The following is a 14,127-nucleotide window of genomic DNA, read 5'->3' as shown; positions in this document are numbered from 1 at the left end:
CAAAAATACAAAATTATCTAATTAACACATTTTCTTAATTCTCTAATTATTTTTAAGTAATTCCATCCCAACAGCACATTTCATACAACCATTGACATCACAATACTGACTTTTAAGCTGTAATAAAGATTGTGTTTCAAAAGCATTTTTAGAAGAAATTCCAAAGGATTTAAATTTTTCAATAATTGAGTTTTTCTCAGGAGAAATACTATCCAAAATTGAAATTAAGTCTTCTGCAATTGAGTCGTTGACCATTTTTGCATAGGCAAACTGCAAAGGAACAATTGTATTTATTACCAGCAAATCTATAAATGAATTGGATAATGACTTTGTTTTCTTTGGGCTTTCTTTGTCAAATTGATAATGATTTTGCCAATATGAACTTGTGGAAACATCAAACACTTTATAAATGCTATTAATAGATTTAAGTTCAATTATTTTAGAAAATAAATTTTGATGCTGATGATATAATGCCGCTAATTGCGAAAGACGAATAGTTGGAAAATTATCCGGTCTATGCTTAAAAAACTGAAGTGGTTCTGTATAATTTTTTTCAATTTGATATTTATGTAAAAGATAAAAATATCTGAATTTTAAATCCTTGAAATAAAGATCTTCTTTATCTGTGTCCAAAAGACCTGTTGCACCAAAAAACAAGGCTTCGAGGTTTTCTATTTCAAAACTTTCTTTACGGATAATTGAAAATGGAATTGCTTTGGCTAATTGCAAAAATGCATTTCCATTGGTATTCAAACCAAAATTCTTAGCCAATAAACAAAATAAAACAGCTTCCCAATCCTGATTAGTTTCTTTAAGCAGATCATAAATTGCTTGTGATTTTCTTTCTAAGCGCTCAAAAAACAGACGTTCCTGCCAATTTTTAAAAACAAAGCTTTGTATTTTAGAAATCTGTTTTTCACAATATATCCAGGATTTGGGAGACTTCAGATTATTATAATTTAAAATTGTTTCAGGAGAAACATATTCCTTTAAAACCAAAACCGGAATTTCTGCATTATTTCTTCTATAGATATCAGCATCATATTCCCAGACAACATGCAATATTACATTTTCATAAGCTGTATCTTTTTCATGAAGATGCAAATACCAGTCTGAGGCTTTTAAATGTATTTCAACATTTCCAGCCCATTTTTGATCTCCTATTTTAATTTGTGCATTAAAAAAATCGGGGCCGGCAAGTTCTAAATAATTTCCTGTATTGATAATTGTAACCTCTTCCTCATTTACTGTTTTTAAATTCAGAGTATCAAATTTTTTGAACTTCCAGAGATAATGAAGGAAATCTTCTTTCATTTTTTTAGACTTTAATATTGTTTAGAATACTCTAAAATACTAAAAAATAGTATTAATATTACAATTTTTAAAGTTTATTAAAATAAATTTATCTCATTAAATATAATTTTGCACAAGCCCTTGCATCAGATAATGCCTCATGATGATTAAGCTGAATTTTCATTTCACGGCAACAATCACTCAACTTCGTTGGTTTTAATCCTTTTGCTTTGTAGATTTTCACAGTACATTCCCAACGATTAGCAATATTTAAATCATCGTAATGCAATCCATGCAAAGCCATTGATTTCATTAAAACATTTCTATCAAAACTTTCGTTATGAGCCACCACAACCTTATTTTTCAAACGTTTTTCGATTTCAGGATAAATCTGTAAAAAAGATTTTGCATTAACAGTATCACGAGGATAAATTCCGTGAACCTGAATTGTAAAAGGATTATATTCATTGTTAGGCGGCTTGATTAAAGTCACAAACTCATCTGTAATAATTCCGTTTTCTACGGTCACAATTCCAACAGAACATGGGTGATAAGCTGTTGCGGTTTCAAAATCTATAGTGGTAAAAGTCAATTTGATAAAGTTTAAAAGAGTTGAAATTGCCCATTTAGAAAGCAATTTTAGAATTGTACAAATTTAAACTTTAATGAAATAAAATTAAAATATTAGTGAATAAATTAGAAAGGATATCCGATCGCTATATTCAAAATTAAATTATCTTTTCTCCATGAACTGCTTCCCAAATTTATATCATCAATTACCCATCTCTGTCCGTCCGGCAGCGAAGGATTTCTAAGCGGGATTGCCAAATCGGTTCTTAAAACAAAGAAAGACACATCAAAACGCAAGCCTACTCCTGCTCCAACAGCAATTTCTTTCATAAAATCTTTTGATATTTCTGCTCCAGGCTTGTTTGAATCTGCATTTAACAGCCAAATATTTCCTGCATCAAAAAAAACAGCTCCCTTTACAATACTAAAAAGTTTTGCCCTGTATTCGGTATTAAACTCCAGTTTCAAATCTGCTGACTGATCCGGAACATAATCGGTTGTCGTTTCAGGAATTACATAACTACCCGGGCCTAAAGTTCTGGCTCTAAACGCACGGATACTATTAGTTCCACCAACCACAAATTGTTTAGATGTTGGAAGTGTAGTGGAATTTCCGTAAGCAAACCCGGCACCTAAAATCACTCTGCTGGCGAGTTCACTTTCTTTTCCGAGTTTTAAATAATGCCTGAAATCTGTTTTAATTTTTACATACTGACTAAAGGGAACATCAAATATCGTTTTTTGATTACCTTCCTTAACATTTGCTCCAGTAACTAATCCTGTTATATTACCAGCCAAGTCCAATTCACCATTAAAATAGATGGTATTTTTCCGGCGTTTCTGCATCGTATTCGTATAGGTATAATTGTATGTTGGGCCAAAAATCAACTGCTTTTCTATTACTTTCCCTAATGCTTCATCTTCTTTAATATCGGCTAAATATTCGTCTGTTACATGATTTGGACTAACATAAGTAATATCTATAACGTTAAGCTGATGTTCTTTCCGGATATTTTCTTTCCATAAATAACCAAAAGAAGCATTAAGCGAATTTAAGGCATATAATTCGGTACGTTTTTGATATTCATAACGCAGAGTTGCTTTTGTCCTGGGAACAAACTCACTATTGCCCTGAATATTAAAAGGTGATATAAATCTTGGCCATGTCAAACTGGTTTCGGCTCCGAGTTTATAAATGTTTTTCCCTTTGTTGGGTCCTCCAAGCTGAAAATCGGCTCCTCCAAATATTGAAAACGTAAATAATTCTGCACCGCGAAAAAAGTTTCTGTTATTCCAATTCACATTAATTTCTGAACCGGTATAACTCGCCGAATTGGTTTTTCCCAAAACCTCAACACGAATAAACTTTTTAGGCAGCAATGTCAGGTAGTAATATGAATCCAGTGTTTTAGGAATACTGTCAGAAACCTTAAATTCATTTTTCACAAAACTAAAAGTTCCCAGATTTACAAATCGGTTTAAGGTTAGGTTATGGTCTTTTCTATTATACAAATCCCCTTTTTTAAAATAAATCGTCCTGTCAAAAATTCTGGGTTCAAAAGTATTTGCCGTATCTATTATAGTAAAGTCTTTATAGTGTTTAATATCCTTTTTTCTGTAAACCACACTATCGTTGGTCAGGGAATAATTTGGATACACAAAAATTTTATCAATTTTGTACGCTGTTAAAGCTTTTACCGGTGCTTCATCTTTTATTACCAGTCTGATATTTACTTCATGATCACCTTTACTGCTATCAACTTTGGCGAGAATATAATCCGGATTAAAATAGTAATATCCTCTTTCTTTTAGTCTTGCATCGATTCTTTCCCTTTCTGCTTTTATAATATCCAAATCATAAGGTTTTCCTACTTTTAAAAGGCTTCGTCGGCTTGATCTGGCAATTATTTTGGACATTTTTAATGAGTCATCCGGAAATGTTACGCTTTTTATGATGTATTGTTTTTTAGGCAAAACGGTATATTCTGCTGTCACTCTTTTATTTCTAACGGTTGAATCAGCGCTTACACGTGTTTTAAAATATCCTCTGTTTTCAGAAAAATTTCGTAAAACAGAAGCATTATAATCTAAATCAACTTTGCTGAAGAGAACCGGCGGCTCACCCACTTTATTTCGAAGCCAGTACCGAAACCCTTTTTCTTTTTTGGGCTCTCCGGCTATATTATAAATCCATAATTTAGGGCGTAATCCCAAAATTTGTTTGTTGGGTTTAGGGCGCAGTAAACCCTCCATTTCTGTTTCCAGTGCTTTTCTGTCTTTTCTTTTTATTACAGAATCTTTTACGGTTACAGATCCTCCTGTATATAATAATTCTCCCTCAGGTAAATATTTTGTATTGCTGCATCCCAAAGCAAAAAATAAAGACAGCAGTACAAAATACTTTACATATTGTTTTTCTATATGATTACGTTTTTTGTTCATTTCCTTCAATTTGATTTTCGGGTTGGTTTTCCTCTTTTTCCTTCTTTTCTTTCTTTTTTTGTTTTTCTTTTTCCTTACGAAGTTTTTCTTCTCTAATCAACTCCTTTTCTTTCTCCGTACGATGAAAAAGCTCTCTGAATTTATTATAACTCATCGTAATTATAAAAGCTACTCCGGTTTCTACCACCTGACCTTCAACAGCCACCTGATATTGGTTTTTTCGATAAGCACGAACCATGTAGCGTCCGTCTTTGGTAAGTTGATAATCAAGGGCAACATCTCCGGCTATATTAGTACTTTCTTCATTAGCACGCTCCTGACCTTCAACTCCAAAACTGCTTCCAACGGTTACTTTCAATCGGTCGTCGAGTAATTTTTTAGAAACTTCTACATTTAAATCGGTTCTGTTTTCCATGGTTCCTGAAGTGTAATCTTCTGTAGATTCTAAATCGAAATTCACTTCAAAACCAGTTACCAATTCGCTGGCAAGATTATTCAGCTGTTGTGACAAAATCTTACTAACACTTTGTCTGGCAATTGATTCTGCACTAGCTCCGCCGCTTTCACTGGCAAACGGATTTTCGCCTACAAATCGGTTTAATAAAATAAGGGCAAAAACCTGTTTGTTAAGTTCCGCCGGATCCTGTTCTAATTGTTTCAGTTTCGTTTGGGTAAGCGTTACCACATCTGTTGAAACATCGTAATTTCCTTCAGGAAGCTCAATTCCAAACGAAATTTCAGGCTTCATCAATTCACCTTTCATTTTTAACAACGCCTGAAAAGGAAGTTTTTGCTTGTAAGTGTTTCTGATAGTGGAGCTTTCGCCTGAAAGCTGGGTCCCTAATAAATCAATCGGTGCAGCATCTACTTTATATATTGCCGTAATGTTTACATTCGCCATCGTTGGTTCTCCGTTCCAGGTAATGTAACTTCCTTTCTGAATATTAAATTTTCTTTTTATTCCGTTGAAATTCATTTCATAAGCACCGTCTGAAAACTCATATTTTCCAACCAAAGTAGTTTTTCCTGACTGATCTATTCCTCCAACCAGTTCGGCTTCTCCTTTTAATTTCAAATAATCACCATTTCCTTTGTCGATAATTAAATTCAGCTCGGCTTCTTTATCGATTGTAATGGCAACATTCACATCCATTCCTTTCAATTCCGACTTATTAAGCTCATTTTGCAAATCAATTGTTTGTTTTAGATACATATTATCTTCATTCACAAACTCTACAATTCCTTCTCTGTCTGCAATCGAAGGATCTGACTGCGGCAATACAACTGAAAATTTTGTCTCTTTATTAATTTTGATTGTACCATCAACAACCGGACTGTCCAGATTCCCTTTTATGTTTAATTTAGTATCCAAAAACAAATCCCCATAAAACAGATCATTGTCTTTCGCTTTAGAATTAATAGCTCTAAAATCATTTGCCTGAACCAAAAGATCAAAATCAAATTTGGTAAAATCAGCCGATTTGATTGTTCCGTCTACAAATAATTCATTGTCATTTTCGTCTAACAGAGAAAATTTGTCAAACGAAATAGTTTCATTATTAAAGGTGATTTTTTCTTTTCCAATCTTAAAGTATGAATTAAGCTGTGTAACCCTGAAAGCCGCATCATTGAAATTTAATTCACCGTTAATCTGTGGCGCTTTGGTAGTTCCTGCAACTTTAAAATTTCCTGACAAATAACCGCTTCCTTCTGAAATATTATCCATGCTGAAACCCTGAATGCTTTTGATATTAAGTTTATTGATAGCAACATTCAAATCAAAAGTTCCTGTGTCAATTTTATAATCACCGTCAAGTTTCAGATCGTTTCCTTCGTCTGTCAATTGTACATTTGCTGCTAGAGTTTTATTCGTTTTGTTGTCGACTTTTACTTCAAGATCTCCGACTTTATCTCCTTTAAAAGTAAAGTCATCAATTTTTAAATCAGATGTAAAAGTTGGGTTTGTCATGACATTTTCTACGACAGCAGAACCATTTATCAAGCCCTGCATCAGCAGCTTGTCTTTTTTAACCATATTCAGAATGGTTTCGATTTTGAAATTCACAAAATCAACCTGTAATGGTGCGTTATTTTTACTTCCCTGCGATTGAATTTTCAATTCATTTCCTGCATTAGACAAATAAAACTTATTGATATAAAGTCTTTTATCACCAAATTCAACCGTGTTTTCAGGATCGATATTCCATTTTTCATAATTAAGAACAAATGTTTCAGCATCGATTTTAAAAATATTTTTAGAGTCTTCTGCCTTAAATTCTCCTGCAATAAAATATTGTTGCTTATCTTTTGTATCTTTTACTTCAAGCGCATAAGTCAAAATATTGTTTTCTATCTGGCCCGATAAACTCGTAAACGGAATTTTTATCGATCCGCTTTCGATTGTAGCCACAGAAATCGAATATTCTAAAGCATTTTCTTTCGCTTCAATATTTATTTTTCCGTCAGAAATAATATTCTCCGCATAAACAATTCTTGGAATCGTTCCTTTAACCTGGAGGGAATCTGTTTGGTTATTGTAATTTCCTGTAATAGTTAAAGGCTCTAAGCCTGTAAGTTTCGGAATTAATTTAAACAAAACTGGATCATTATCTACTTTTAAAGTAAAAGCCAGTCGCTGTTCATCTGATTCTGCATTTACTTTTGGATTTTTAAGATCAATGTATTTAGAAATTGACTTTTTAATTGCTGTAGTCAAAGTTGTCAATTTATACTTTCCGACTACTTCTGCTTTTAAAAACTGGGATGAAATTTTTATCGAATTGCTGTCTTTGTCAGCGAAAGCCAAAACTCTGATGGAATCTAAAACAATGGGTTCCTCTTTCTGCAAAATCTGAATATTCGAAAGAAATACTTTTCCGTTTAAATAATCAGGATTACTGTTGGTAATATCTGCATCAACATTTCCACGGAGTTTCATCGGGCCGGCATGAAGATTCAGTTTTTCAAGATCAGCAATATCGAGATTGAGTTTTAATTTTACGGTTGGGTATTTCTCTTTGGTATCTCCGCTTGCTGTTAAATCAAAATTCAGGTTTGGGTCTTTCATTCCGGATTTTACCGCGAAAGAACCGTTTTCTATATTCCCTTTTAAAGCTAAATCTTTGTAAGTATATCTGTTAAAAACGGCTTTCTGCACTAAACCATCAATTGCTGCATTTGCTGTTTTTGGATTTAATCCATTTCCTTTAACTTTTGCTTTAAGCGTAATTTTTCCGATGGAATCATTTTTGATTAATCTTCCTAAATCAAATTCTGTGAGGCTTACTGAAGCATCGTATCTTTCACGGTTTTTAATACGCTGATCAAACATACCGTCAACTTTTGCATTTCCGAAACTACTTTTTAAAGCCAGATTAGTTTTGAAGTTCTGAACCGAACCTTTAAATTTTCCCTTCAAATTAATTTGTGATGGCAATTGAATATTTTTTGGGATTGTTCCGGCCGGTACAAAAGTGTTAATGTCTTTTGATGTACTTGAAAGGTTTTTAATATCCAAATCATAATACGATTTCTGAGCATCCGGAAGTCCTTTTATTTTCCCCGAAAGGGAAACTTTTGTCGTTCCGATTCCGCTCATTTCAAACTTAGGAATGTTCAGATCTTTTACTTTCCCGTTTATACGGGTGTTTAGATACAAGATCGCATTTGGATTACTTTTAAACGGATTCTGTTTTTGAAGATCCGGAACAAAAAGCAAAATATCTTTAAATCCAATTTTGGACTGACTCAGATTGGCATCAACTGAAAGGTTTCCTAGGTCTTCTTTCAGCGAGGCAATCGATTTGTACTCCACTTTGATTTTATCTTTAACAAGTGTCTGCGGCGTTCTTAGATATAAATTATTCAAATATGCATTTTTAGGACCGTAGAAAAAGTCTGTTTTTAAGGACTGAATATTTAGTCCGCTTTTTTCTGCAACCGCCAGTGCTTTGATATTTCCCGAAATCGTATCGTTTGCATAATATAATTTATCTGCTTTTAGATTGAATTTATCCAAATCCAAATGACTGTAATCAATTCCTTTTTGAACAGGTTTTGACTGCATATCATCAAATTTGAAATCTATATTTTGGATATCAACATCCGTAAGTTTTACTTTCCAGCCTGACTGTTTAATTGCAGTTGAATCTAAATCAGGAGTTTTAATTTGTTTGTCTTTGGCTCCGAGTCTTAGATTTCCTCTTAGATTTTTTAGTTCGAAAGTTTCAAAATCCAAAAGCTGTTTGTTTAAATCAACCTCATTAACTGTAAGTTCAAGATTGCCTAATTTTATTCCGGAATCCAGTTTTGAATCTTTGTTATCGTAGGAAACATCAATTTTGGATAAACTGATTTTATCTAATTTTAATTTAAAATCTTTTCGCTTCGAAATAGTATCAACTGTTTTTATTGAAACTTCGGCAATTCTCTCTACGACATCCTGATTCAATACTAATTTCAATCCGTCCAGATCAATATTCGGAATATCAAAGTCCATTTTATCCAGATCGAATTTGTTGAATTTTGTATCAAAATGAGTTAGTTTTACCCGAATATCATTTTTAGCATAATCATCTTTGAAGTTGAATTTTACATTATCAAGATTGACTTTTACAACCGATATTTTAAAAGGTTTAGCATCGGGATCATCTACTTTTGGTTCTTTTGATTCGAATGCTTTAATGATATAATCGAAGTTAAAAACGCCATTCTTGTTTCTGGAGATATTGGCTTTTACATTTTCAAGAGAAACAGAATTGATTTCGAGTTCACTGCTGATCAGTTTAAAAAGATCAACATCAACTTCCAGACGTTTTCCTGACAATAAAGTATCTTTCTTCTGGTCTTCAAAATAAAAACCTTCCAGCACTACATCTTTTGGAAATTTGATTGATATATGATCTAATGAAACTTTAGTTTTAATCTTATCATGGAGATAAGTAATGGCTTTATCCTTAGCAAAATTCTGTATGGAAGGAATCTGGATTAAAATAATTAGAAGTAATAAAAGTGCAACCACAGAACCCACGCACCAAAGCAGAATACGTAGTGTTTTTTTAAAATAATGAATTGTCTTTTTATTCATATGTCAATAAAACACATTAGAGTTAAAATTTGTACTTGAGTTTATGGCAGAATTACCCAATTACAAAAATTGTAAAATTTTACTTTAACAATTTACATAATTCCATGCATTTATTCTAAAATTTCACTGTGAATAGTTAATTTCTGCTTCACAAAAATCCGTATAGAATATATTTATAACCAATTCATTAAACAGTATATCAGAATTTTATACTAGGTAACTTTTCGTTCAGTGATTTCATTTTCTGTTGTAACTTTTCTAAAAATTTTATATGTTGTTCAGATTCCGGATTAAAACTTCTGTGACGAAGGCTTTTTTGAATTTCATCAACTTCTTTCATGATAGAAAGACTACCTTCTGAAATATAACTTTCACTAAAAAGCTTCCAGATATAATCAATCGCAATTTGGTTGGGATGCAGCATATCTTCTGTATAAAAACGATAATCACGAAGTTCGTCCATCATGATTTCGTAGGAAGGAAAATAGTTGACAGTTGGTGGTTGGTGGTTGATGGTTTTATGCAGAGCGGTAAACAAATGCGATTTACTTAATTGGTTTTCTACAAAACCATCTTTGATATGTCGCACCGGAGAAACGGTAAAAATGAAATGTATGTTCGGATTTAAATTCCGTATCAGTTCAATTGTATTTTGGATGCTTTCTTGTATTACATTAACACTTAATAATTCTTTTGTAAATTGTTTTTGAGGAACTTTATGGCAATTGGCAACAATTTGATCGCTTTCTGCATTTCTGTAAATCCAGGAAGTTCCGTAGGTGATAATAATATGAGTTGTTTCTTTTAACCATTTGTGAGTTTCGGCAATTGTCTTATTTAATGTTTCCAGTAATTCTTCCCTATCAGAGTTACTTAAATCTGAATGTACATCAAAACAATGCCAGCGTTCGTTGTGAAAAAAAACGTCTTTTTCCTGATAGAAATCCTGCTCACAAACTCTTCTGAATAATTTTTCAATTGAAACCGGATTAAAAATAATTCCAAACGGGTTTGTTTCATTTTGAAATTTAAAATAATCAAATTTGGACGCCATGTTTTCTGCGAAGCAAGAACCAACAGAAAGTAACTTCGAATTATAATCGATTTGAGTGCTGCTTTTTGAAATTGGAATTTGGGTTCTGAATTGCATAATAATTTCTATTTTAAACAAATTTCGATCATTTCTTATAAACAAAAGACCAAATAAAAAAGTATTTGGTCTTTTAATATAAACTTTAAATTCTATAAGCTAATAAGCATATTGTACTGTTTCATTTAAATTTCCACCTTCTCCAAATTGCTTTTGTTCTGTTGGGGAATTATTAAAAAAAGTCCAATGCTTAAACATTGGACTTCTGTAATTTTTGATCATCTAATTAGTAAAAATACTCAACTGTAGCTTTTTCTCCCTCTTCGTCCTCAACACTTTTTGTAGGATATCCGGAAGGATTATATGTAAAAATATAGGTAGCTGTTATTTCATCATAGTCCAGATCTTTTTCAGAAACGATATTATGTAATGTACCTGAAGCTTCGCTATCTTCAAAACCTAATTTATCATATCCTAAAACATTTTTCATCGGATTGTTTTTATCGTCATAGATATAGCTTCTACTTGGCCCATAATCTATAATAATTTTAGTAGCTTCTCCATTAGTAAAAGTTACTTTTCCTTCTCCATTAAGCTCAGTTTGGGTTTTGTCATCTCCTATATACTCTTTTATTGAAACCGTTCCATCAGTATTATACGTATAAACCTCTTTATTTCCCCATTCATCCAAAGGTTCAACTCTCACAAATGAAATTAGCCTGTTACTTGAATCATACTGATATGTATTTATTTGATCAACTGTCCCGTTAGGAAGTTTATATTCTATTTTGGTAATCAAATCTCCTGTGTAAGTAAAATAACGGTTAAATTCTCCCTGATCATCCGTTATACTGACAATTTTATCCCCATTATATTTATAAGTTGTGGTCACTTTTTCTCCATCTGAATCCGTAGAAATAGTTTTTTTCAACAATACCAAATCTGAAGAATCTGAAGATGAATCATCATCACTTGAACAAGAAGTTAGTGCAAAAGTCAAAGCACCAAAAAGGCATAAAATTTTTTTCATTTTTAATAGATTTAGGTCATTAATATTTCCTACAAATAAACTAAAATCAATATCAAAAACCTACTTGGAATTAACAATAAAAACTCAAAAATAATTATTTACTAACATTAATTATATAACCTTTTAAAAAACAAAGTTGTAAGTAAATTATTAATCTACATAAAATCTTTTAAAGAGAATTCGTTAATTGTGTAAATTTAAATCCAGTTTAAAAAATTAACTTTTTAATACACCAAAATCAGCTTTACAAAGCAAATCTATTCACTACTTTTGTAGCCTTCCTAAAATAAAATTCAAAATATGAAATTATTATATTCTTATATAATCAAACATAAAATGCTTTTGCTTTTTGCTTTGATTATGGCAACTATAAACATTTGTTTCAGTTTATCAGATTCGATTATTACCGGTAAATTAATGCAGGATTGCGGCGTTGGCCTGCACAAATATGAAGGTAACGAAATAGGGTTTATCAAATCATTATCTTTCTGGCTTGGGCTTTCTCTTGGTGCTGCGATGATATCAAGAATTACCAAAAACTTCCAGGATTACTTTACTAACATTGTTATTCAGCGAACAGGTGCTCAGATGTATACTGACGGAATTAAAAAATCACTCGACTTACCTTATGCCGAATTCGAAGATCAGCGAAGCGGTGAAACTCTGAGCAAACTCACCAAAGTGCGTTCTGATTCCGAAAAACTGATTACACTTTCAATTTCGCTTATTTTTCAAACGATTATCGGATTTGTCTTCGTCATTATTTATATTGCCCGAATCGATTATCGTATTTCGCTTATCTTTTTAATTACGGCTCCAATTATTGCCTTGGTAAGTTCTTATCTGGGTAAAAAAATTAAAATTGTTTCCAAAAAAATTGTAAATCAGACCAATGCACTGGCTGGTTCCACAACCGAAAGTTTAAGAAACATAGAACTTGTAAAAAGTCTTGGATTAACATATCAGGAAGAAAAGCGTTTGAACTTAAATACCTTTAAGATCCTGCATCTTGAATTAGAAAAAGTCCGCTTTATCAGAAGTTTGAGTTTTATTCAGGGGACAACGGTGCACTTTTTAAGAACCTGTGTTGTGTTTACATTATATTATTTTCTTTTTGGAGGAAAAATTATTGTGGGAGATTTACTTACCATGGTATTTTTCACCTTTTTTATTTTTGGTCCCTTGCAGGAATTAGGGAACTTTATAATAGTCCTTAACGAAACCAAAGTTTCCATGGAAAATTTCAGGATTCTTTTAAATGCTCCAAAAGAATTCCGCCCTAAAACACCTAAACATGTTGGTGCAATTCAGTCTTTATTATTTTCGAATGTAAGTTTTCAGCACAAAACAGCCAAATTTAAAGCCGTAGAAAATATCAATTTTGAAATCAAACAAGGCCAGACCGTAGCATTTGTTGGCCCATCCGGTTCCGGAAAAACAACTTTAGTAAAATTATTAGTTGGATTATACACACCTGCAGAAGGTCAGGTTTTGTATAATGATATTGATTCCACAGAAATTGATTTACTCGACTTAAGAAAACAATTAGGTTTTGTCACTCAGGATGCACAATTATTCTCAGGAACAATTCGTGAGAATTTGCTATTTGTAAAACCAAATGCAACCGATGAAGATTTGTATGATGCTTTAAAAAGAGCCAGCTGTGAAAAATTATTAATTCGTGCAGAAGACGGTTTAAATACTACAATTGGTGAAGGCGGAATTAAAGTTTCTGGTGGAGAAAAACAACGGCTGTCAATTGCCAGAGCCATCTTAAGAAATCCGAATTTATTGATTTTTGATGAAGCTACTTCTGCTTTGGATTCTATTACCGAAGAGGAAATCAATGCAACAATTCGTAATATATCCGACAAAAACAGAATTACAGTTTTAATTGCTCACCGATTATCAACCGTAATGCATGCTGACAGAATCTTTGTTTTGGAACAAGGAAAAATTATCGAACATGGTAAACATGATGATTTAATTGCAGAAAGAGGTTTATATTATGCAATGTGGCGACAGCAGATTGGGGAGCGTAAGTGATCTAGGTTGCTAAGTTAATAGTTCCCTCTTTACGCATAATTAATCTCGCAAAGACGCAGAGTCGCAAAGTTTTTTTAATGCTTTGCGACTCTTTGTTTTTATTAGAGATTACTCACTACTCTTTTGATACCAAATTTTATTATTGGCACATTGAAATTTATTAGTAAACCTAATTTCATTTTTGTGATTTTAAGATATGTCAACACTTGTTTTGCGTGAATATCTGTCAGTTGTTCTATTGATTTTATTTCTAAGATTACTTTATTTTCAACTATTAAATCTGCTCTAAATCCAATATCCAGATTTATTTGATCCCAAATAACAGGCAACGTTTTTTGTCTTTCTACACTCAACCCTCTTTTTGTTAATTCATGATGCAAAATAGCCTCATAAACCGATTCTAACAACCCCGGACCCAATTTTACATGTATCTTATAACAAACGTCGACAACAACAGCCGAAATTTCGTTTTTATTCATTATTATTAATTAAAGTAAAAACTTACAAATATAAGCTTCCAAAATAAAAAAGCAACAAAGCTAAAAAAAACTTTGCGACTTTGTGAGATTA

8 protein-coding genes are annotated in these 14,127 nt (G+C 32.3%); 1 reads left to right on the top strand and 7 read right to left on the bottom strand.

Features of this window, described 5'->3' with window-relative positions; translation table 11 throughout:
- Positions 1–42: 42 nt before the first annotated feature.
- The 6 genes from DMB68_RS21295 to DMB68_RS21270 all read right to left on the bottom strand — a co-directional run bounded on the left by DMB68_RS21295 (position 43) and on the right by DMB68_RS21270 (position 11,511).
- Positions 43–1,314 carry a DUF2851 family protein gene (locus DMB68_RS21295; protein ID WP_110348652.1) on the bottom strand — a complete coding sequence of 424 codons (1,272 nt, stop codon included), beginning with the start codon at positions 1,312–1,314 and terminating at the stop codon, positions 43–45.
- A gap of 88 nt (positions 1,315–1,402) precedes the next feature.
- Positions 1,403–1,885: a 3'-5' exonuclease gene (locus DMB68_RS21290; protein WP_110348739.1), complete on the bottom strand. Its 483-nt coding sequence runs from the start codon at positions 1,883–1,885 to the stop codon at positions 1,403–1,405.
- 104 nt (positions 1,886–1,989) lie between these two features.
- Entirely contained in the window at positions 1,990–4,305 is a 2,316-nt protein-coding gene (gene tamL / locus DMB68_RS21285) for a translocation and assembly module lipoprotein TamL (RefSeq protein ID WP_110348651.1), read from the bottom strand.
- Positions 4,289–9,391 (bottom strand): translocation/assembly module TamB domain-containing protein, encoded by a 5,103-nt coding sequence (locus DMB68_RS21280; protein WP_110348650.1) that lies wholly within the window; start codon positions 9,389–9,391, stop codon positions 4,289–4,291. The genes tamL and DMB68_RS21280 overlap by 17 nt, the downstream gene beginning before the upstream one ends.
- Before the next feature lie 199 nt (positions 9,392–9,590).
- Positions 9,591–10,541, bottom strand: coding sequence for a GSCFA domain-containing protein (locus tag DMB68_RS21275; protein ID WP_110348649.1), 951 nt, complete (start codon positions 10,539–10,541; stop codon positions 9,591–9,593).
- A gap of 226 nt (positions 10,542–10,767) precedes the next feature.
- The gene (locus DMB68_RS21270) at positions 10,768–11,511 is read right to left on the bottom strand and encodes a hypothetical protein (RefSeq protein WP_110348648.1); all 744 of its coding nucleotides are present in this window, start codon (positions 11,509–11,511) and stop codon (positions 10,768–10,770) included.
- 300 nt (positions 11,512–11,811) lie between these two features.
- Between DMB68_RS21270 and DMB68_RS21265 the strand changes: the two genes are divergently transcribed.
- Complete coding sequence (locus tag DMB68_RS21265) at positions 11,812–13,557, top strand: ABC transporter ATP-binding protein (RefSeq protein WP_110348647.1); 1,746 nt, start codon at positions 11,812–11,814, stop codon at positions 13,555–13,557.
- Between the two features lie 101 nt (positions 13,558–13,658).
- Here DMB68_RS21265 and DMB68_RS21260 read toward each other — a convergent pair whose 3' ends face one another.
- A complete protein-coding gene (locus DMB68_RS21260) occupies positions 13,659–14,036 on the bottom strand; it encodes a GxxExxY protein (protein ID WP_110348646.1) in 378 nt (125 codons plus the stop codon).
- Between the last annotated feature and the right edge of the window lie 91 nt (positions 14,037–14,127).

The organism is Flavobacterium hydrophilum (assembly GCF_003202405.1).
Classification (GTDB): Bacteria; Bacteroidota; Bacteroidia; order Flavobacteriales; family Flavobacteriaceae; genus Flavobacterium; species Flavobacterium hydrophilum.
This window is presented reverse-complemented; position numbering and strand designations above follow the sequence as displayed.